Origin of the sequence: Pseudomonas sp. WS 5027 (assembly GCF_012985695.1) — a bacterium.
Taxonomy (GTDB): Bacteria; Pseudomonadota; Gammaproteobacteria; order Pseudomonadales; family Pseudomonadaceae; genus Aquipseudomonas; species Aquipseudomonas hygromyciniae.
Window position 1 is genome coordinate 61347 of sequence record NZ_JAAQWU010000020.1, and the last position, 20491, is coordinate 81837.

At 62.5% G+C, this 20491-nt stretch carries 19 protein-coding genes and 2 pseudogenes; 4 read left to right on the forward strand and 17 right to left on the reverse strand.

Going from position 1 to position 20491, the window contains the following annotated elements:
* Positions 1-61: 61 nt before the first annotated feature.
* From HBO09_RS22365 to HBO09_RS22385, 5 genes are all read right to left on the reverse strand, one after another.
* Complete coding sequence (locus tag HBO09_RS22365; protein WP_169998855.1) at positions 62-913, reverse strand: CAP domain-containing protein; 852 nt, start codon at positions 911-913, stop codon at positions 62-64.
* An 80-nt stretch (positions 914-993) separates the two neighbouring features.
* On the reverse strand, positions 994-2322 hold the full coding sequence (locus HBO09_RS22370) for an MFS transporter (protein WP_169998857.1): 1329 nt from the start codon (positions 2320-2322) through the stop codon (positions 994-996).
* A 103-nt stretch (positions 2323-2425) separates the two neighbouring features.
* A complete protein-coding gene (gene lhgO, locus HBO09_RS22375) occupies positions 2426-3619 on the reverse strand; it encodes an L-2-hydroxyglutarate oxidase (RefSeq protein WP_169998859.1) in 1194 nt (397 codons plus the stop codon).
* Positions 3620-3728: 109 nt separating this feature from the next.
* Positions 3729-4439: a FadR/GntR family transcriptional regulator gene (locus HBO09_RS22380; protein WP_057959528.1), complete on the reverse strand. Its 711-nt coding sequence runs from the start codon at positions 4437-4439 to the stop codon at positions 3729-3731.
* A 54-nt stretch (positions 4440-4493) separates the two neighbouring features.
* Positions 4494-5714 carry an MFS transporter gene (locus HBO09_RS22385; protein ID WP_169998862.1) on the reverse strand — a complete coding sequence of 407 codons (1221 nt, stop codon included), beginning with the start codon at positions 5712-5714 and terminating at the stop codon, positions 4494-4496.
* Positions 5715-5832: 118 nt separating this feature from the next.
* Here HBO09_RS22385 and HBO09_RS22390 point away from each other — a divergent pair, with 118 nt between their 5' ends.
* On the forward strand, positions 5833-6738 hold the full coding sequence (locus tag HBO09_RS22390; protein ID WP_169998864.1) for a LysR family transcriptional regulator: 906 nt from the start codon (positions 5833-5835) through the stop codon (positions 6736-6738).
* A gap of 28 nt (positions 6739-6766) precedes the next feature.
* The gene (locus HBO09_RS22395) at positions 6767-7447 is read left to right on the forward strand and encodes a GNAT family N-acetyltransferase (RefSeq protein ID WP_169998866.1); all 681 of its coding nucleotides are present in this window, start codon (positions 6767-6769) and stop codon (positions 7445-7447) included.
* An 832-nt stretch (positions 7448-8279) separates the two neighbouring features.
* Here the strand turns inward: HBO09_RS22395 and HBO09_RS22400 are convergent.
* From HBO09_RS22400 to HBO09_RS22425, 6 genes are all read right to left on the reverse strand, one after another.
* Positions 8280-8681 carry a hypothetical protein gene (locus HBO09_RS22400; protein ID WP_169998867.1) on the reverse strand — a complete coding sequence of 134 codons (402 nt, stop codon included), beginning with the start codon at positions 8679-8681 and terminating at the stop codon, positions 8280-8282.
* A 32-nt stretch (positions 8682-8713) separates the two neighbouring features.
* Complete coding sequence (gene aroA, locus HBO09_RS22405; protein ID WP_169998868.1) at positions 8714-9970, reverse strand: 3-phosphoshikimate 1-carboxyvinyltransferase; 1257 nt, start codon at positions 9968-9970, stop codon at positions 8714-8716.
* Positions 9971-10072: 102 nt separating this feature from the next.
* Entirely contained in the window at positions 10073-10630 is a 558-nt protein-coding gene (locus HBO09_RS22410; RefSeq protein WP_169998869.1) for a UPF0149 family protein, read from the reverse strand.
* A gap of 84 nt (positions 10631-10714) precedes the next feature.
* Positions 10715-11407, reverse strand: a complete 693-nt coding sequence (locus tag HBO09_RS22415; RefSeq protein WP_169998870.1) for an anti-sigma factor — start codon at positions 11405-11407, stop codon at positions 10715-10717.
* Positions 11404-11943, reverse strand: a complete 540-nt coding sequence (locus HBO09_RS22420; RefSeq protein WP_169998871.1) for a sigma-70 family RNA polymerase sigma factor — start codon at positions 11941-11943, stop codon at positions 11404-11406. Before HBO09_RS22420 ends, HBO09_RS22415 begins: the two co-directional genes overlap by 4 nt.
* 90 nt (positions 11944-12033) lie before the next feature.
* Positions 12034-12555: a DUF3455 domain-containing protein gene (locus HBO09_RS22425; protein ID WP_169998872.1), complete on the reverse strand. Its 522-nt coding sequence runs from the start codon at positions 12553-12555 to the stop codon at positions 12034-12036.
* Positions 12556-12758: 203 nt separating this feature from the next.
* Between HBO09_RS22425 and HBO09_RS22430 the strand changes: the two genes are divergently transcribed.
* Positions 12759-13544, forward strand: a complete 786-nt coding sequence (locus HBO09_RS22430) for a sulfite exporter TauE/SafE family protein (RefSeq protein ID WP_169998873.1) — start codon at positions 12759-12761, stop codon at positions 13542-13544.
* A gap of 210 nt (positions 13545-13754) precedes the next feature.
* Here the strand turns inward: HBO09_RS22430 and pcsA are convergent, their stop codons facing one another.
* Positions 13755-14477 (reverse strand): phosphatidylcholine synthase, encoded by a 723-nt coding sequence (pcsA, locus tag HBO09_RS22435; protein ID WP_029295130.1) that lies wholly within the window; start codon positions 14475-14477, stop codon positions 13755-13757.
* A gap of 150 nt (positions 14478-14627) precedes the next feature.
* Positions 14628-15566 (reverse strand): class I SAM-dependent methyltransferase, encoded by a 939-nt coding sequence (locus HBO09_RS22440; RefSeq protein WP_169998874.1) that lies wholly within the window; start codon positions 15564-15566, stop codon positions 14628-14630.
* Positions 15567-15758: 192 nt separating this feature from the next.
* On the opposite strand from HBO09_RS22440, the gene mdeB reads away from it, so the two are divergent.
* The gene (gene mdeB / locus HBO09_RS22445) at positions 15759-18437 is read left to right on the forward strand and encodes an alpha-ketoglutarate dehydrogenase (RefSeq protein ID WP_169998875.1); all 2679 of its coding nucleotides are present in this window, start codon (positions 15759-15761) and stop codon (positions 18435-18437) included.
* A 131-nt stretch (positions 18438-18568) separates the two neighbouring features.
* Here mdeB and HBO09_RS29045 read toward each other — a convergent pair.
* From HBO09_RS29045 to HBO09_RS22455, 4 genes and pseudogenes are all read right to left on the reverse strand, one after another.
* Positions 18569-18652: pseudogene (locus tag HBO09_RS29045) on the reverse strand (DUF1289 domain-containing protein); the annotation flags it as partial.
* Positions 18653-18815: 163 nt separating this feature from the next.
* Positions 18816-18899 (reverse strand): annotated as a pseudogene (locus HBO09_RS29050) (DUF1289 domain-containing protein); the annotation flags it as partial.
* Positions 18900-19062: 163 nt separating this feature from the next.
* Entirely contained in the window at positions 19063-19551 is a 489-nt protein-coding gene (locus HBO09_RS22450) for a DUF1289 domain-containing protein (RefSeq protein WP_169998876.1), read from the reverse strand.
* A 36-nt stretch (positions 19552-19587) separates the two neighbouring features.
* Complete coding sequence (locus HBO09_RS22455) at positions 19588-20478, reverse strand: LysR family transcriptional regulator (RefSeq protein WP_169998878.1); 891 nt, start codon at positions 20476-20478, stop codon at positions 19588-19590.
* Between the last annotated feature and the right edge of the window lie 13 nt (positions 20479-20491).

The following is a 20491-nucleotide window of genomic DNA, read 5'->3' on the forward strand; positions in this document are numbered from 1 at the left end:
CGCTGCGATATGGCACCGCAATATCAAACAACAGACCCGGGCAATGTCCGGCAGTTCAGCGCTATTGCACGCCTAGCAGCGCCGTCCAGTAAATCCCCGCGTCGCTTTTCGGATCCAGCCCATAGGCGGCACCCAATTCACGAAACCGTGGGTTCATCAAGTTGGCGCAATGTCCGGGGCTGGCGAGCCAGCCATCGACCACTTTGCGCGGCGTATCCAGGCCCGCTGCAATATTTTCACCGACCTGTTGGGCCACATAGCCAGCCAGTTCCGCGCGATCGCCCGGGGTGCGGCCGTCACGGTCCAAGTGGTCGAAGAAATTGTGGTTGGCCATGTTGCGTGCATGACTGTCGGCGGCGCTCGCCAGTTGCGCGTTCCAGGCCAGTGGCGTGGTGGCCTCGAAGGCCTGCTCACCACATTGGCGCGGTTGCTTGCGCGCGGCGTTGACCATCTCCAGCAATTGCGGGCCGGCTTCCTGGGAGCTGGCCAGGCCGCGGCTCAACAGCGGGCGGGCGAGGACAATGCGCCAGTCCTGGCCATTGTTGCTGACGCCGATATCGACGAACTGCGGGTCCAGCACCACCCGGCAGAAACTCTCGCGCACCGCTTTCATCGCCGATTGCGCGTCGCGAGGCCCGGACAGGCTGATCGCCTGCACATTCACCATCGGGTAGGCCGCCTGGGCCAAGGCCTGTTGCAAGTCGCCGACATTATTGACTGGCAATACCAGACGCGGGTCGACCGCCAGCGGTGGCAACTCCTGGGAACCCTGGTCGCCACAGCGCTGCAGTTGGCTGCGGTACTGGTTGATTGAGTCGATCAGTTGACTCTCTTCGCTCGCCGACGCGGTGGCGCAAAACACCAGGCTGGCGGCCATTGTGGTAACACCCATCATCAATGACAGAACGCGCATGGACGTTTCCCTTGAGCATGAAAGTGCCCATGATGCGCGATCAAGGGGCGCAGATGCACCCCTTGGGCAACATTTTGCCCTCAGTTCTTGAATGCCGAGTGCTTGCGGCCCTGGTCACACAGGGCAAACACCACCACCAGCACCGAGGCGATGGCGAGGATGATCACCACGCCGCTTGTCGAGTGCGTGGTCGAGGCCGCAACCATCGACAAGGCACCCAGCGGCGCCAAGCCCCCGGCGATGGCCGTACCGATTTCACGCCCGGTACCAAAGCCCGAAGAGCGGGTCTGCGTCGGAAACTGGCGGCTCAGGAACGAACCCTGGGGGGCGAACATCATTGGCGCGAGGATCCCGGTGCCGATCCCGATGGCCAGGTAGATCATCAGGCTTTCACCGGTGTTCAACAGCGCCAGGAACGGGTAGGCGAACAGCAGCGACAGCACGCCACCAAGCACCAATACCGACTTGCTGCTCCACTTGTCACACAGCCAGCCGAAGCACGGCACGGCGACAATGGCGACCAGGCTGGCGATGGTTACCGACAGCGAAGTGACATGCACGTCGACACCCTTGAACTGGGTGAGGTAGGCCAGGGAAAAGGTCTTGAAGATATAGCTCAGGGCGTTGTAGCCAATAGCCACGAAGAACACCACGGCCAGGCCCTTGAGGTCGTTCTTGAACAGGGCCTTGAGCGGCGAGACCTTGGCCTTGGCCGGCTCCTGGCTCAACTCCTTGAACTCCGGGGTTTCCGGAATGCTGTTACGTACCCACAGGCCCACACCCACCAGGGCGATGCTGCAGATAAACGGGATACGCCAGCCGCCGGCCAGCAGGAACTCATTGCCATTGATGGTCAGCAGGTACACGGTCAGCGATGACAGCAGCAGGCCGAGGTTCAAGCCCAGCGCCGGCCAGGCACCTTGGCTGCCGCGCTTGCCTTCTGACGCATGCTCGTAGGAAGTGACCGCTGCCCCCGACAGCTCAGCGCCGGCGCCCAGGCCCTGGATGATGCGGATAAACACCAGAATGATCGGCGCCCAGATGCCAATCGACGCGTAGCTGGGGATCAGGCCGATCAGCGTGGTGCACACGCCCATCATGCAGAAGGTCAACACCAGTACATGTTTACGACCGAACTTGTCGCCCAGGTAGCCGAACAGAATGCCGCCGAAGGGGCGGGCGATAAAACCGATGGCGAAAGTGGAAAACGCCATCAGGGTCGCGGTCTTCGGATCACTGTTATCAAAGAAGATTTTCGAAAAGACAATCGCCGCCATGGTTGCGTAGAGGTAGAAGTCATACCACTCCAGCATCGAACCAAAGATGGTGGCGGCAGCGACCTTGCGCAGGCGTTTCTTGGTTTGTGCCGGGGTTTCCACCGTGGCGGGGTTGTGGGCTTTTGCCGTCATGCTGTACTTCCTTCTCAGTCATTATATTTATTAGGGTGTTGCAAACGCGGGCGAATGTAGGAGCTGTGGAGCCTTGGCGAGGCTGCAGCTCCTACAGGGGTATTTAGTTTGGTGTGAACATGCGGTCGGCGATCATTTCGCCAATCGGAATGGCAGAGGTGGCCGCCGGTGATGGCGCGTTGCACACGTGCAACATGCGTGGCGTCTGGGCGAACAGAAAGTCGTGTACCAAAGTGCCGTCACGCATCACCGCCTGGGCGCGGATCCCGGCTTCATAGGGCAGCAGATCGTCGAGTTCCAGGGATGGGCAATACTTGCGGCATTGCTCCAGGTAGCCAGACTTGAACAATGAGTTCTTCATTTCCACACTGCCGGAGCCGAGGTTCTGCCAGATGGTTTTCCAGAACCCGGGGAAGCGCGCGTACTCGGCCACATCCTTCCAGTTGATGGAAAACTTCTTGTAGTTCTCCCGGCCCAGGCCCAGCACGGCACTGGGGCCGACGGTGACGCTGCCATCGATCATGCGGGTCAGGTGCACCCCCAGGAACGGCAATTCCGGATCCGGGATCGGGTAGATCAAGTGGTTGACGATGTTGTTCTTCGACGCGGGCAAGCGGAAATACTCGCCACGGAACGGGATGATCTGGTGGTCGATATCAATCCCGGCCAGGGTCGCCAGGCGGTCCGATTGCAGGCCGGCGCACACCACCAGGTGCCGCGCCTGCCAGGCGCCATCGTGGGTGCTGACGGTGACTTTGTCGGTGTCTTCGGCAATCGCGGTGACGGTTTTTTCCAGGCAGATCTCGCCGCCACTGCGGCGAATTACCTCGGCCATGGTCTCGCAGACCTGGCGGTAGTCAACAATCCCGGTAGCGTCGAGGAACAGCCCGCCAAGGCCGACGATGTTCGGTTCGCGGGCACGCAACTGGTCGGCGTCCAGGCGCTCGACTTTCATCCCGTTGAGTTGCGAGCGCGCATAGAGCGCTTCCATGCGCTGCACTTCCAGGGCCGTGGAGGCCACCAGCAATTTGCCGCACACCTCGAACTTGATCCCATGCTCGCTGCAGAACTGTTTGGTGGCTTCGGCGCCGCGTTTGCACAGGTCGGCCTTCAGGCTGCCCGGCGCGTAGTAGATGCCGGCATGGATCACGCCGCTGTTGTGACCGGTCTGGTGTTTGGCCAATAGCGCTTCCTTTTCCAGGATCACCAGGGACGCGTTGGGCTGGCGCTTGAGCAGCTCCATCGCGGTGGCCAGGCCGACAATCCCGCCGCCGATGATGCAAAAGTCATAAATCATGTGGGCTACCTAAATCAGTACATTTCAGTCTGCTTATCAGGTTGTCAGACTAATGTTTTTGTTAAAAAAACGGCGCGCCCGCAGGCACGCTTTATCGGTGTTGGGTCCATCAGTGGGTTGCGGGCAGCTCCAGTTGCAGGCGTTTGGCGGCAGCGCGCAAATGCGCCTCGGCGGCAGCGGCGGCGCCTTGGGGGTCGGCGTCGACGATGGCCTGGTACAGCGCCTGGTGCTCCTGGGTGGCGTCGGCCGAGCCGCTGGCAAAGCGCGACGCCGAGTTTTCCCAGGCGGTCTTGCGCGCGCTGGCCAACTGGCTGCGCAAAAAGTCGTGGAAGGCGACGAAGTATTCGTTTTTGCTGGCGTCGGCGATGGCCCGGTGAAATTCCACGTCGGCGAGGGCGGCGGCTTCAAAGTCTGCGCGCTTGTCGTGCATTTCCTGCAGGGCCCGTTTCATGCGCTGCAGGTCGTCCGCGTCACGGCGTTGGGCGGCAATGGAGGCGGCCTGGGTTTCGATCCACAAGCGCACTTCGAACATTTGCGCGAGGTCAGGGCGCCGGCCGTTCTTTTCTGGAAAGCGGAATACCGTACCGGCCGGGGTCTGCGAAATGAACGAGCCCAGGCCACGCCGGGCGGTCAGTACGCCATCGGCCTTGAGCTGGGCAATCGCCTCGCGCACCACCGAACGGCTGACATTCAACTGTTCGGCCAGTTGCTGCTCGGTCGGCAGGCGCGACTCGGGCGCCAGTTGTCCGGAGTCAATCTCGGCCCGTATGGCGCTGACAACACGCACGACGAGGGAATCTGGACGCTGGAGCTCAAGCATGGCAAAACCTAGGTGATCAGGTTGTCAGACAATAGCTGTTACGATTTTCCCTTGTCAAGGCGTCGTGCTGGCCGGCAGGGTTTTTACCCGGCGCGAGCAGGCCAGCAGCAGCGCCAGTGCGACCAGCCCCGAGGCCACCCCGAACGCCAGGTGAAACCCCCGGCCAACCGCTGCGGGCAGGGCCGAATGGATATCGCCCATGCCCCAGGCAAACACCGCCCCCAGCGCCCACGCACCGATAATCAAGCCCAGATTGCGTGACAGGTTTAGCCAGCCTGCAATCGTTCCGCGTCGATCCGCTGGCACATCGCTCATCACCGCCGTGTTGTTGGCTGCCTGGAATTGCGCGTAGCCCAGGGTGAGGATCCCCAGCGCGCCGATGTAACCGGCGGCGCCCAGGGGCATCAACCCCAGCATCAGGCAGCCGGCCAGCATGCACAGCAGTCCGCCCAGGGTGGTGGCGTAACTGCCGCAGCGGTCGGTCAGGCGCCCGGCCGGTACACCCGCCAGCGCCGCGATACACGGACCTACCGCCATCGCCAGGCCCATCTGCGCGGGATCGAGTCCTATGCCATGGCTCAGGTAAAAAGGCCCGGCGACCAGGGTGGTCATCATCACCGCGGCCACTAGCGTACTCATGCCAAGCCCGGCGCCCAGGGCGCGATCATGGAGTGTCGCGAAGACACTCAAGCGCACGGCGCCCGGTGGTTGCGGATCCCTATCGGCCTGGGTGCGTTGCACCAGCGCAAAGGCGAGGGCGGCCAACGGCAACATCACCAGAAACAGCGCACGCCAGCCAGACGCCGCAATCAGAGCGCCACCGATGGCCGGTCCCAGGCCTGTGCCCACCGCTGACAGGGTGCCCAGCAACCCCATGACGCGCCCGGTTTGCGCCTTGGGCACGGTGGCCGCGACCAGTGCCATAGTCATTGCCAGCATGATCGCCGCGCCAAACCCTTGCAGCGCCCGCGCCGCGACCAGCACGCCAAGAGAAGGCGCGGCGCTGCACAGGGCACAAGCGACGGCGAAGACCAGCACGCCCGCCAACAGCAGGCGGCGATGGCCGAAACGATCCCCCAGGCGACCGACACCTACCAGCACGGCGGTGATCGCCAGCAAGTAACTCAGCACCACCCACTGCACCGCCGCAAAGGCTGCGCTAAAGGCGTCGGCCATTTGAGGCAGGCCGACATTGGCAATGCTGGTGCCCAGTGAAGCCAGGAGCATGCACAACGACAAACCGGCGAGCGCGCCGCGTGGGGTAGGGGACGTCATGGGATTTCCTTGTTCTGACCGTGGTCGTTGCCCGCAATCTACGACGTCGCCTAACATGGCGGAAGACGCACCAGTTGCACTCTATACGTGCGTCAAGCGCCTGATAAGGATCGCCGCCGTGTCGCTACCGGACTTCAACCTGCTGGTTACCCTGGACGTACTGCTTGCCGAAGGCAGCGTCGCCCGTGCCGCCCAACGCCTGGGCCTGAGCCCCTCGGCCATGAGCCGTGCGTTGGCGCGGCTGCGGGAAACCACTGGCGATCCGCTGCTGGTGCGCGCCGGCCGCGGCCTGGTGCCGACGCCCCGGGCCCTGGAACTGCGCGAACGGGTCGGCCAACTGGTGCAGGAGGCCGAAGCGCTGCTGCGTCCGCTGCAGGTCCTGGACCTCAAGGGCCTGGTGCGGACCTTCGTGCTGCGCACCAGCGAAGGGTTCGTCGAAAGTTTCGGCCCCGCGTTGATCGCCCGTGTTGCCGAGCAGGCGCCCGGCGTGCGCCTGCACTTTGTGCATAAGCCCGGTACACCGCTGCGCGACAGCGGCGTGGACCTGGAAACCGGCGTTGTCGATAGCAGCGCCAACCCGGAAGTCCTCACCCAGTTGTTGTTTCGCGACCGTTTTATCGGTGTGGTGCGCGCCGACCACCCATTGAGCCAAGGCCCCATCACCACCGCACGCTACGCCGCTGGCCGGCATATCTACGTGTCTCGGCGCGGGCGCGAACGCGGGCAGATCGACGACGCCCTCGAGGCCTTGCACCTGACGCGAGACGTGGCGACCATCGTCACCGGCTTTTCCACGGCCGTGGCCTTGGCGCAAAGGACCGATCTGATTGCCAGCGTTCCCGAGCGCTATACCAGCGGCCTGCGTGATGGCCTGTTCAGTTTTGCCCTGCCGGTGCAGGTGCCGCCGTTCAGCGTGGCGATGCTCTGGCATCCACGCCTGGATGCAGACCTGGCGCATCGCTGGTTGCGCGGCTGTTTGCGCCAGGTGTGTGGCGCAGAACAGGTACAATCCCCGCTGCCTTGATTGCGAAATACCAGGAAACAGGAATTCGATGTTCACCCTTACCCACTACACCACTCCATGCCCCGAGCCCGTCAACAGCCAGATCCTGCAGATGGTGGTCGACTACCTGACCGATATCAGCTCGGTCGCCTTACCGCCGAGCAACCTGCTGTACAACATCTACCAGTATGCAATCGGCTACGAAGTGCACCTGTATCTGGAGGCGCTGGGTGGGGCCAAGGGCATTGCGGTCGAGCTGATTGTGGCGACCGATGAGCAGGATCCGGCCAAGGTCGTCGGCTTCTTGCTGTACCTGCCGGTCAAGGACGACCCCCAGGCTTGCGGCGTGGCCTATATGGCCGTGCATGCCAGCCACCGCCGTCAGGGCGTGGCGCGGGCGATGATGAATGAAATGCTCAGCCGCTACCCCCATGGCGAACTGACCTGCGCGGTGGAAAAAGTCCCGGCGTTCGAAGCCATGGGCTTCCAGGTGCGCGGCGTGCGTGGCACCCAGGTGTTGATGAACACCCGCGACTACAGCACCGATGGCCTGATGGGCGTGTTGGACGTAGCGTCGATCTACAGCTCGTTGGAAGTGCGGCAGATCCACACCTACCTGCTGCAAAAGCACGGCAAGCGCGCGATGATCGACGCCGAGAAACAGCGCGACCGGCATTTCGACCAGATGACCCGCAAGGCCCGGCTATTCGTACAGAGCCGCTTGGCCTGACCAGGAGCCGTTGTTGTGGGGAGGGAACTTGCAGCCCCCTCGAACCTACTATGGACCACTAGCTTTATGTGGCGAGCGGGCTTGCCCCGCGCTGGGTGGCGAAGCCACCCCAACCGCCTCACCATGCTCTGCCAGACACCCCGAGGTGGCAGGCTTTAGGGCTGCTGCGCAGCCCAACGGGGGCGATACGGCGTTCCGGCAAGCCCCCTCGCCACAGGGAACTTGCAGCGCCCTCGAATTTACTGTGGACCACTAGCTTTATGTGGCGAGCGGGCTTGCCCCGCGCTGGGTGGCGAAGCCACCCCAACCGCCTCCCCATGCACCACCAGACACACCGAGATGGCAGGTTTTGGGGCTGCTGCGCAACCCAACGGGGGCGATACGGCGTTCCGGCAAGCCCCCTAGCCACAGGGAACTTGCCACACCATCGAACTTATTGTGGACCACTAGCTTTATGTGGCTAGCGGGCTTGCCCCGCGCTGGGTGGCGAAGCCACCCCAACCGCCTACCATGCTCTGCCAGACACCCCGAGGTGGCAGGCTTTAGGGCTGCTGCGCAGCCCAGCGGGGGACAAGCCCCCTCGCCACAGGGAACTTGCAGCGCCCTCGAATTTACTGTGGACCACTAGCTTTATGTGGCGAGCGGGCTTGCCCCGCGCTGGGTGGCGAAGCCACCCCAACCGGCTCACCATGCTCCACCAGACACACCGAGGTGGCAGGTTTTAGGGCTGCTGCGCAACCCAACGGGGGCGATACGGCGTTCCGGCAAGCCCCCTAGCCACATCAGCCCCTTTCCACAACTGCCCACCCCTGGGCCAGATAAAGCCGGTTGGTCACAACAACGGCGGGCTGTCGCGGAAAAGGTCGTGGGCATCGAGCAGCCGATACGCAATCTCCGGCCGCTTCTCCAGCCCTTTGCGAATCGCCGCCGGAATCGACTGCCGAGTCTTGCGACACAACCCCGGCAGTTCGTCGATGACGATCTGGATCCCGCGCATGCTTTTGACTTCGGTATGCCCTGGGGCGATGTGCACGCGGATGCCCAATTGCTGGTGCATCAGGTGTTGCATGCGCTCAAGATCAGCCAGGCTTTGCAGGTTTTCCAGGCGTTCAAGCAGCTTTTTTTCTTCCTGGCGGGTCAGTTGCAGGATGCGCTGGTCGGCGCCGGGCGCATCGAGCAACTGCTCGCGCTCGCAATCACACACAGCAGGTGGGCAGGGTTGGCGAATTGTCATGATCACTCCCTCCCCACGCTGGTGCTGACGGCTCAGTAGGTCAGTTGCACGCCCAGGCTGCCCAGGGCGTTCCAGTACTCAGGATAGGTCTTGCCCACGCAGTCAGGGTCCTGGATCCGGATGCCCGAGACTTTCAGGCCCGCGAGGGCAAAGCACATGGCGATGCGGTGGTCGGCGTGGGTGTCGATCAGCGCGGTGCAGGCTGTGCCCGCCAATGCCGGATCGCTGGCCACCAGCAAGTCGTCACCGATGATGGTCGCCAGCCCCGGGCGGATTTCGTTGAGGCCGTCATGCAGGGCCTGGACGCGGTCGCATTCCTTGACCCGCAGGTTGGCCAGTTCGGTGAAGCGCACCGGGGTGTTGTTGAATGCCGCCAGCACCGCCAGGGTCGGGATGGCGTCCTGCATCTGCGAGCCGACCACCGTGGCCGGCATTTGCGGGAACTGGGCGATCACGGCCTGGGCCTTGGCGTCGGGCTGGGTGAAATCCTGTGCGGCGACGCCCAGGTCGATGCTGCCGCCGGTCAGCACTTCGGCAGCCCATAAGTAGGTGGCGGCAGACGCGTCGGGTTCGATCAGGTAATCATTGGCGATGTAGCCGGTAGGGGCCACGCGCCAGGTGCTGTCGTTGACCACTTCCACCTGGGCGCCAAACGCGCGCATGCAGTCCAGGGTCAGGTCGACGTAACCACGGGCGCCGATGTCTTTGCCGGTCAATGCCACCTCGATAGGGGCCTCGCCGCAGGCCGCGAGCATCAGCAGTGCCGACACGTATTGGCTGGACAGGCCACCATCGATCTCGAAGCGCTTGGCCTGGATGCGGCCAGTGCCATGCACGGTCACTGGCGGGCAGCCGGTGGGGCTTTCAACCTGGATGCCGTTCTGCTTCAGGGTCGCCAGCAGCGGGCCGATGGGGCGCTTTTGCATGTACTCGTCACCATCCAGTACCACGCTGCCTTCCACGGTCGCCACGGCGGCCGTGAGAAAGCGCATCGCGGTGCCGGCGTTGCCGAGGAACAATGGTTGCGCCGGCAGTTGCAGCTTGCCGTGGCCGGTGACGACAAAGGTCACGTCATCCGGCTCATCAATGGTCACGCCCATCTGGCGCAACGCCACGGACATATGCCGGGTGTCGTCGCTTTTCAGCGCACCACTCAGGCGGCTGGTGCCCTTGGCCAGAGCCGCCAGCAACAGGGCGCGGTTGGTAATGGATTTGGAGCCGGGAGGCGCTACCTTGCCGTGCAATGGAAAGTTGGGCGGTGTCACGGTCACGGTTTTCTGCGAACTCAAGGTACAAGGCTCCTGATTCAAGGCGCGGTGGCTGGGAGTGGCCGGCTGGCGGAGACGAATAATCGACCATCCGGCACGCTAGGGTCAAATCATGGCGCAGGTTTAACCGCGCTGGCTCAACCAATAGGCATGCAAGGCCCTGGCCGCAGGTTCAATGCGTGCTACCTGTTGTTGATGGACTGCCACATCCAGGTCGGCTGGCAATTCAAAGTTGTCCTGCTCGGCGCGCCAAGCGATGGCTTCCAAGTGTGCTGCCTGCTCGGCTGGCAAAGGGGGCCATTGGCTGATCGCGGCGCCGCGGATATAGCCAAAGCACCATTCTTCGGCGAGGGGCAGCGGCAGGCCCTGGTGTTCGGTGTGTTCAAAGCGCGCCTGGAAGCCCTGGGCATCACTGGCCAACCGCTGGGCAATGCTAGTGATATGGCGTGTGCACAGGTCGATAAACTGCTTGAGCTCTTCCTTGCTTTCCCATGCCGGGATCTGGTCGCCCCAGATGGCCGGGAACCCGATGTCAAACTCCACCAGATCCGGGCCGGATACCAGGGCGGTGAAGTAGCCATCGAGCTCGGCCAGGTTCAGTACCGAGTTGTCGTCGCCGTACTTGAGCAGAATGTCTTCGATGAACTCGAAATCGGCAGGGGCGAGGGCTGGGTCGTGCATGAAAATATCCTTTGAGCGTCAAGCGCCGCAGATAAGGCGGCGTAAAACGCGGAGGATGGCGCGAGTCGGCGTTTTAATCCAGTGCTAGATCACCTTTACAGCCCGGCCAATCGCCTGGATCGGCCCGGTCGGCTTACCGGTCGGCGAGCCATTGGGGCCTTCCAGGGTCATCTCGAACAGTTGGTTGGGCGCCAGCGGCGGCAGTTTATCCAGGGGGATCGACAGGCTCTGCCCCGGCTTGACCAGCCCGAGGGAAACCGGGCCTTGCCAGTCGTCACCCTTGGTCCAGAACTCCAATGCCTTGTCCGCCGGTATCTGCATGACGCCCAGGGGGATCAACTGGATTTGCTGATCGTTGCTGGCCTGGACCACCCAGCCTGGGGCCTGGCTTTGTGGCGCCATCAGTACCACCACGTAGGCCGTTGGGTTGATGGCGGCGGGGCGGGTCAGCAACAGCGAAGCCAGCACCAAGCTGGCCAATAAACCTGCGCCGGCCAGGCCACGCCACAGTGCAAGCAGGTTCCACCATGGCACCGACGGCGTATCGCCCACGGCGTGATGGCCCAGGCTGCGTTCAATGCGCCGCCACAGATAGGGCGAAGGCGCCACCGGCTCGGCCAGCTCGGTCAGCGGCAACAGGCGCTGTTCCCAGGCCTCCACCGCCGCGCGCAAGGGTGCATCGTGTTCCAGGCGTTGCTGCACCTGCAGGCGTTGCTCGGCCGTCAGGGTGCCCAGTACGTATTCGCCGGCCAATTCATCCAATTTTTCGGGGTTCATGCCATGCACTCACGCAATGCCGCGAGGCTGCGTTTGATCCAGGCTTTGACAGTCCCCAGCGGGGTGCCCAGTTTCTGTGCGATTTCACTGTGGGACAGACCGTCGACATACGCATGCAATATACAACTGCGACGCGACGGTTCCAGGTGTTCCAGGCACTGGTAAACCTTGCCGCTACGGGCGCGGTACTCGAAATGCTCGGTGCTGGGTTCAGCCACCAATGTGTGTTCGTGCTCATCGCTGAGCGCGACTTCGCGGCCCTTTTTGCGCATGACGTTGAGCGCCATATGCCGGGTCACGCTATAGACCCAGCCACGGGCCGAACCCCGACGCGGGTCGAAGCCGCCGGCGCCGTTCCAGATATTGATAAATGCCTCATGCACGATGTCCTCCGCCAGGGCTGTGTCCCGCGCAATGCGCTTGGCCACGCCGAGCAGCCGGGCGCAATCCTGTTCATACAACTGACGCAAGGCTTGCTGTTCGCCGCGGGCGCAAGCCAACAGGCAGGCTTCATAGTCAAAGAGAGGTTCGGGCAAGGATTGGGGACGCCTTTGAGGGTCAAGCCCCGGCCGCGAGTGGCCGGGGTGCTAACGCAGCAGCTTAGACGACTTTTTTTACCGGGTGCATCATTTGGCCGCCCAGAAGATGTAATCCGCCTGGTACTTCACCACTTCCTGCTTGCCTTTGTTGGCGGTACTGCATTCGGCACTTGGCGCCACGCCACCTTTGAGCGCCACGCGCTGGATATAGCTGACACCATTCATTGCACCCTTGCCTTCGGCCGGGTTGGCCTTGACCAGTTGATAGGGCAGGTTGCCTGCGCTGGACGGTGCCACGGCCAATTGCGTGCCGGTGACTTTCGAACCGTCCTGGGCCTGCCACGTAGCGGGCGGGCCGAAGTAGGTGCCGACCTGCTTGCCGCTACGATCATTGAGCACTGCCTTGGGCCCGACGAAGACCCATTCGGTCTGGCCGGCGGCGTTGGCCTTGTCGCGGCACTCGTAGGTTATTTCGCCGACACCGGTGGTCTCCATGGTCACCTTGTGGCCGTCCGGCACCTTGATGCTATCGGGCAGGCTGGTCTGGGCAAAGGCCGCCGGTGCAGTGAGCAGCAGGACGGTCAGGCAGAGCAGGGGTTTAGTGTTCATCGGTGTCTCTCCGTAGGGGTGAACAGCAGAGCAGCGTTGTGGCTACTACCTGTACTACTCACGACACGGCTGACTGGATGCACGGCGCGACAAATAAATCCCTGAGACGCAAAAGGAATAAAGTCAGATCGTATTGATATAAGTCGTTATAAGAAAAATCGCTATGCTGCCGCCAGAATTTTATAAGGCCGCAGGTAGTTGTAATGGATGTGGGTAATTTTGGTTTTGTAGTGGCAGGCCTGATCGTTGGTTTTATCGTCGGCATGACTGGCGTGGGTGGCGGGTCACTGATGACCCCGATCCTGTTGTGGTTCGGCATCAACCCCGCCACAGCGGTGGGCACCGACTTGCTGTACGCAGCCATTACCAAGGCTGGTGGGGTGCTGGTGCATGGCAAGAACAAGAACATCGACTGGACCATCACCGGCTGGCTGACCCTGGGCAGCGTCCCGGCGGTGTTGCTGACGCTGTGGTTCCTCAAGAGTCTGCACACCGACCCCAGCGCGATGAACGAGGTGATCAAGCAAGCCCTGGGTGTGGTGCTGCTGCTCACAGCCCTGGCGATTTTGTTCAAGAAGCGATTGTTGGCCTTTGCCCAGCGCCATGCGGGCGACAACTACCATATGAGCCCGCGCAACCTCAACGGGCTGACAGTGTTCACCGGTGCGATCCTCGGCACCATGGTCGCCTTGACCTCCATCGGTGCCGGCGCCCTGGGCACCGTGGCGCTGTTTATCCTGTACCCGTTCCTGGCCACCAAGCGCCTGGTGGGCACCGAAATCGCCCACGCCGTACCGCTGACCCTGGTCGCAGGCCTAGGGCATGCGAGCATGGGTAACATGGACTGGCATTTGTTGGGGTTCTTGCTGATGGGGTCGCTGCCGGGGATCTACTTTGGCAGCCATATGTCAGGCCGGGTGCCGGATGAACTGCTGCGCCCGTGCCTGGCGGTGATGCTGGGGTTGATTGGCTTCAAGCTGGCGTTCTGACTGCGGTATGTTGTGGCAGTGGTGCTTTTGTGGAGAGGGGGCTTGCCGGAACGCCGTATCGCCCCCGTTGGGTGGCGAAGCCGCCCCAAAACCGGATTGCGCGGTGTGTCTGGGGTTATTGGGGGGGCTGCTGCGCAGCCCAGCGCGGGGCAAGCCCGCTCGCCACAACAAGCCCGCTTCCCACAACAAGTCCGCTTGCCACGATAAGCCTTATGCCTTACGCGATTTATCCAGCCACTCCACCGCCGTGCGCCAGATACAAATCCCCAGGAAGTACGCCGACATCAACAACCACAAGCCCATGGTCAGCTTGTTGGTGTACGGCTGGTCGATCACCAGCAGCAGGCTGCACAGCAGCCACACCGTGGTCACTGCAATGTTGATCGGCATAAAGCGCTTGACCCGGAACGGGTGCAGGAACTTCATCGGCGTCACCGTCAGCAGCGCCAGGCCGATCACCGTGGCCAGGGTGATCCAGGCGTCCGGGTCGATGATGTAGACACACAGCGCCACCACGTTCCAGGCGGCGGGGAAGCCCTGGAAGTAGTTGTCCTTGCTCTTCATGTTGACGTTGCAGAAGCAGAACAGCGACGACACCAGGATCACCGAGACGGTGAACAGGTGAGTGAAGTCCGGCAGGTCGATATAGCGGTAGATAAACAGCGCCGGGATAAACACATACGTCAGGTAATCGATCACTAGGTCCAGCACCGAGCCATCGAAGCTTGGCAGCACGGTCTGCACATTGACCCGCCGCGCCAGCGAGCCATCCACGCCATCGACGATCAATGCCAGGCCCAGCCACAGCAGGCAGGCCTTGGGTTGGTTCTCCAGCAGCGCCAGCGTCGCGAGGAAGGCCAGTACCACGCCGGTGGCGGTAAAACCATGGGCGCCCCAGGCTTTGAGTCTGGCTACATGCAGGGTCGATATCACAGGGGCGTTCTCCAAAAGGTGAAACACGGCAGCCGACGGCGATTGCGCGTCGAATCTGGCCAAGGGATGCAGGTATCGACCGGAAAGGTGGGGATAAGGTTCACCACCACGGCGTTAGGTTTAGCGTAGCAAGCGTTGACGGATTCGGCATCAGCCCTGACGGAACACCAGGGCCTTCAAGCCGCTTTGCGGGTCGATATCGGGAAACTCCGGCGGGTTGGCCAGGCGCTGTTCAAACCGCAGCCCCGGCGCTTCGCGGGTGACGCCCTCGATCAGGAAGTCTTCGCCAAACGCGGGGTCGTTCATGCAGGCCAATACGGTGCCTTGGGGCGTCAGCAAATCTGGCAGGCGGCGTAGCACGCGCTGATAGTCCTTGGTCAGCAGGAAGCTGCCTTTCTGGAAGGACGGCGGATCGATGATCACCAGGTCATAGGGACCGTTGCCGGTGACCTTGGCCCAGGACTTGAACAAGTCGTGGCCCAGGAAACTCACCTTGCCCAGGTCATGGCCATTGAGCCGGTGATTGTCGCGGCCCCGGCTCAGGGCGCCACGGGCCATATCCAGGTTGACCACATGCTCGGCCCCGCCCTCTATGGCGGCCACGGAGAACCCGCAGGTGTAGGCAAACAGGTTCAGCACCCGTAGGCCACGGGCGTGTTCGCGTACCCAATTGCGCCCGTAGCGCATATCCAGAAACAGCCCGCTGTTCTGTTTTTTGCCCAGGTCGATGCGATACAGCAGGCCGCCTTCGGTGATGGTCAGCTCCTCGACCATCTGGCCCCACAACCATTCGGTGGTGCTTTGCGGCAGATAGCGATGTTGCAACGCCAGAGTGTGTGCGCCGGCCTGCTGCCATTCGCTGCTGGTGCAGAGGTTGCGCAGCAATTGCTGCAAAGCATCCAGTTGCACCGCTTCGGGCTCCTTGAACAAAGAGACCAGCACCACGCCTTGCAGCCAGTCCACGGTCAGTTGTTCCAGGCCCGGCCAGCAGCGGCCACGGCCGTGGAACAGGCGCCGGGTTTCTGCGGGAACGTCGCGCAGGGCAGCGAGCAAATGGGTGTGCAGCAGGGCGAGGGCGTCTGGGGTCATCGGGCAGCGTCGATCATTAAACGGGCGGCATTTTAAACACAATTGCGGTGTTTCAGGTGGTAGAAGCACAACGTGCTTTTAATCAGCGGTGTTTCGGTGTTTTGTGCTGCAAATCGGCCTTTGACCTACCCAGAACAGTCAAAAAATCCTTTTGGGCAGACATAAACTGGAAAAAACAGCTCGGAGGTGCCCATGAACGGTTTCGTCAAGACAGTCAATCAAACAGCCATTGACCAGCAGGAGCTCACCGAGTGGCGCGATGCCCTGGACTCACTGGTGCGCCACGCCGGCCCTGAGCGCGCGCGGGAGATCCTCGATATGCTGGCCGACGCCGGCAATACCCCGGCCATCGGCTGGAAGCCGCGCCATGGCACGCCGTACATCAACAGTATCGACGTGGATCAGCAGCCCCACTTTCCCGGCGACCTGGCCACCGAAGAACGCCTGGCCTCGCTGGTGCGCTGGAATGCCCTGGCCATGGTGGTGCGGGCCAACCAGGCCTATGGCGAACTGGGCGGCCATATCGCCAGCTATGCCAGCGCGGCGGACCTGTTCGAAGTGGGCTTCAACCATTTCTTCCGTGCGCGCCACAACAATGAGGGCGGCGATCTGGTGTTCTACCAGCCCCATTCCGCGCCCGGCATCTATGCGCGGGCGTTTCTTGAAGGCCGCTTGAGCGAGCAGGACCTGGCCCACTATCGCCAGGAACTGGGCGCCGTCAAGGCGGGCGCCCGTGGCCTGTCCAGCTATCCGCACCCGTGGTTGATGCCGGACTTCTGGCAGTTTCCCACCGGTTCCATGGGCATCGGCCCGATCAGCTCGATCTTCCAGGCGCGCTTTATGCGTTACCTGCACCATCGCGGCTTGCAGGACACCACCGACCGCCACGTCTGGGGCGTATTCGGCGACGGTGAGATGGACGAGCCGGAAAGCATGTCAGCCCTGACCCTGGCTGCCCGCGAAGGTTTGGACAACCTGACCTGGGTGGTCAACTGTAACCTGCAACGCCTCGACGGCCCGGTGCGCGGCAACGGGCGGATCATCGACGAGTTGGAGGCATTGTTTGCCGGTGCCGGCTGGAACGTGATCAAGCTGGTCTGGGGTTCGGACTGGGACGCCTTGCTGGCCAAGGATGAAGACGGTGCGTTGGTGCGCACCTTGTCCCAGACCGTGGACGGGCAGTTCCAGACCTTTGCCGCCAAGGACGGTGCCTATAACCGTGAGCACTTCTTTGGCCAAAATGAATCCCTGGCCAAGCTGGCGGCTGGCTTGAGCGATGAGCAGATCGACCGGCTCAAGCGCGGCGGCCACGACATGCTGAAAATCCATGCCGCCTATCACGCTGCGCGGCGGGTCAAGGGGCGCCCTACGGTGATCCTGGCCCAGACCAAGAAAGGCTTCGGCATGGGCGAGGCCGGTCAGGGCAAGATGACCACCCACCAGCAGAAAAAACTCGACCGCGAGGCGTTGATCGGCTTTCGCAACCGCTTCCAGTTGCCCTTGACCGACGAGCAGACCGAATCCCTGAGCTTCTACAAACCCGCCGCCGATAGCTCGGAGATGCGCTACCTGCACCAGCGCCGCGCCGCCCTCGGGGGTTATGTGCCCAGCCGCAGCCAGAGCGCCGAGCCGGTGCCCGTACCTTTGATAAGTGGCTACGCCGGCTTCGCGACCCAGGCCCAAGGCAAGGAAATGTCCACCACCATGGCCTTTGTGCGCATGCTCAGCAACCTGCTCAAGGACAAGGCCCTGGGCCCGCGGATCGTGCCGATTGTCGCCGACGAGGCGCGCACCTTTGGCATGGCCAACCTGTTCAAGCAGATCGGCATTTATTCCAGCGTCGGCCAGCGCTACGAGCCGGAAGATATCGGTTCGATCCTCAGTTATCGCGAAGCCACCGACGGGCAGATCCTTGAAGAAGGCATCAGCGAGGCCAGCGCCATCAGCTCCTGGGTCGCGGCGGCCACCAGTTACTCGGTGCATGGTTTGCGCATGCTGCCGTTCTACATCTACTACTCGATGTTTGGTTTCCAGCGCGTGGGCGACCTGACCTGGGCCGCTGCCGACCAGCGCGCCCGCGGCTTTTTGCTGGGCGCCACGGCGGGGCGTACCACCTTGGGCGGCGAGGGCTTGCAGCACCAGGACGGCAGCAGCCACCTGATGGCCGCGACCGTGCCCAACTGCCGCGCCTACGACCCGGCATTCGCCGGCGAGTTTGCGGTGATCCTCGACCATGGCATGCGCCAGATGCTTGAGCACGACGTCGACGAGTTCTACTACGTGACCCTGATGAACGAAAACTACCCGCAGCCGAGCCTGCCCGAGGGCGTCGAAGCGGCAGTTATCAAAGGCATGTACCGCCTCGACGGCAGTGCCGGCGCCAAGGTGCGCCTGCTCGGCTCCGGCACCCTGGTGCGCGAGGCCCAGGCTGCCGCGCAGTTACTGGCAGACGATTGGCAGATCGACAGCGAGGTGTTTAGCGTGACCAGCTTCAGCGAACTGGCCCGCGAAGCGCGGGAGGTGGAGCGCCACAATCGCCTGCACCCCCTGCAAAGCCCACGGCACAGCCACCTGGCGACCTGCCTGCCCCAAGGCGCGCCAGTGGTTGCGGTGTCGGATTACATACGTGCGGTGCCACAGATGATTGCTTCTTACCTGGGGTCGAGTTACACCGTGTTGGGCACCGATGGCTTCGGGCGCAGCGACACCCGTGCGGCGTTGCGCGACTTCTTCGAGGTAGACCGCCACCACATCGTCCTCGCCGCGCTGTCGGCCCTGGTGGAGCAGGGTAGCCTGCAGGCGCAAGTGTGCCAGCAGGCAATCGAGCGCTACGGCTTGCACACCGAGCGCGCCGCGTCCTGGACTCACTGACCCCTCAAGATAAATGAGGAACAAATGTGGGAGCGGGCTTGCTCGCGAAGACGGTGGGTCAGTCACCTATGCATCAACTGACCCGCCGCCTTCGCGAGCAAGCCCGCTCCCACAGGGTTTTGTGCTGGGCTTTAGAGAGTGGCTATCAACTGGGGCCCAAATACCTCACGCAAAAACTGCGGCGCGATATAGCGCTGGTAATGCGCCTCTGACAAACAGGCCATCGAGCGCTACGGCCTGCACATGACCCTTCAAGATAAATGAGGAACAAATGTGGGAGCGGGCTTGCTCGCGAAGACGGTGGGTCAGTCACCTATGCATCAACTGACCCGCCGCCTTCGCGAGCAAGCCCGCTCCCACAGGGTTTTGTGCTGGGCTTTAGAGAGTGGCTATCAACTGGGGCCCAAATGCCTCACGCAAAAACTGCGGCGCGATATAGCGTTGGTAATGCGCCTCTGACAAACAGGCCATCGAGCGCTACAGCCTGCACATGACCCTTCAAGATAAATGAGGAACAAATGTGGGAGCGGGCTTGCTCGCGAAGACGGTGGGTCAGTCACCTATGCATCAACTGACCCGCCGCCTTCGCGAGCAAGCCCGCTCCCACAGGGTTTTGTGCTGGGCTTTAGAGAGTGGCTATCAACTGGGGCCCAAACGCCTCATGCAAAAACTGCGGCGCGATATAGCGTTGGTAATGCGCCTCTGACAACAGGAAAAACTCCCGATCAATCGCATCACGCAAATCCGCCAGGTGCCGCTCACGAAACTCCGGCAGCAGCGCCAGGCCATAGGCATCGAGCCTGGAAATCACCCGCGCACCGCGGGCAATCAACTGATAGGCCCAGCAGTAAGGCGACTGGTGCGGCATAAAACGGATCTTGCGCGCTTCCAACTGCTGGCGCAGGCGCGGGGCATCCAGCACTTGCAGCTTGCTGGCCATGACCTGCACCAGCAATTGTTCGAGGCGCAGCCAGACCGCTTGTTTTTCCTCGGCGCTATAGCCATTCCACTGAATGACTTCATGGTGATAACGCTTGCAGCCACGGCACACCAGGTCGCCATAAACGGTGGAACACAGACCGACGCACGGCGTCTTGATGGTTTGATTGGGCATAAAAAGCGCGTCTTTCCTAATCCACTACAAAAGGGTTCACAGGCGTTCCAGGGCGCTGAAGCGCTGGTTCAACCATTGATACAACTGGGTCACTGCCCGCGACATCTGCCCGCGATGGGGGCAGGCGAAGCTCAAGGGGTACACATCCCCGGGAGTTTCCGGCAGCAGCACCACCAGGCGCTGTGCCTGCACATCGGCGTACACATCCAGCCAGGTCTTGTAGGCGATGCCTTCACCGGCGACGGCCCAGCGCCGCACTACGTCGGCGTCATCACTGAACAAGGGCCCGGAGACCTGCACGGTTTGCTCGCCCAACTCCCAACGGTTATGCAGGCGGCCGTTTTGCAGGTACAGCAGGCACGGGTGGTGGGGCAGGTCCTCGACGGAGGTCGGTGCGCCGTGGCGTTCCACGTAATCGGGCGATGCCACCAGCACCCGGCGATTCCATGGCGCCAAGGGCAGGGCGATATAGTTGGCATCCTCATTCCAGCCATAACGCAGGGCCACGTCCACCGGGTCGCGAAACAGGTTGGTGACCTGATCCGATACCAGAAAGCGCAAGGTCAGCCCAGGGTGCAGGCGGCGAAACTCGGTGAGCATCGGCAGCAGGATATTGCGCCCCAGGTCCGAAGGCGCAGCGATCTGCAATGTGCCCCGCAGCGGCGCGTCATCGCCGCGCAAGCGTTCGCGGCCCAGCTCCAACTGCTCCAGCACGGCACGGGCGGTCGGCAGGTACTGTTCGCCCTCGGCACTCAACCGCAGGCTGCGGGTGGTGCGGGTAAACAGGCGCACTTGCAGTTCCCGTTCCAGGCGCTTGATGGCTGCGGCGACCTGGCCAGGCAACAGATTGGCCTCAACCGCAGCGGCGGTGAAGCTGCCCAGGGCCGCGCTACGCAGGAACAGCCCAAGATCATCGATGCGGATCATTTTCACTCCAGAG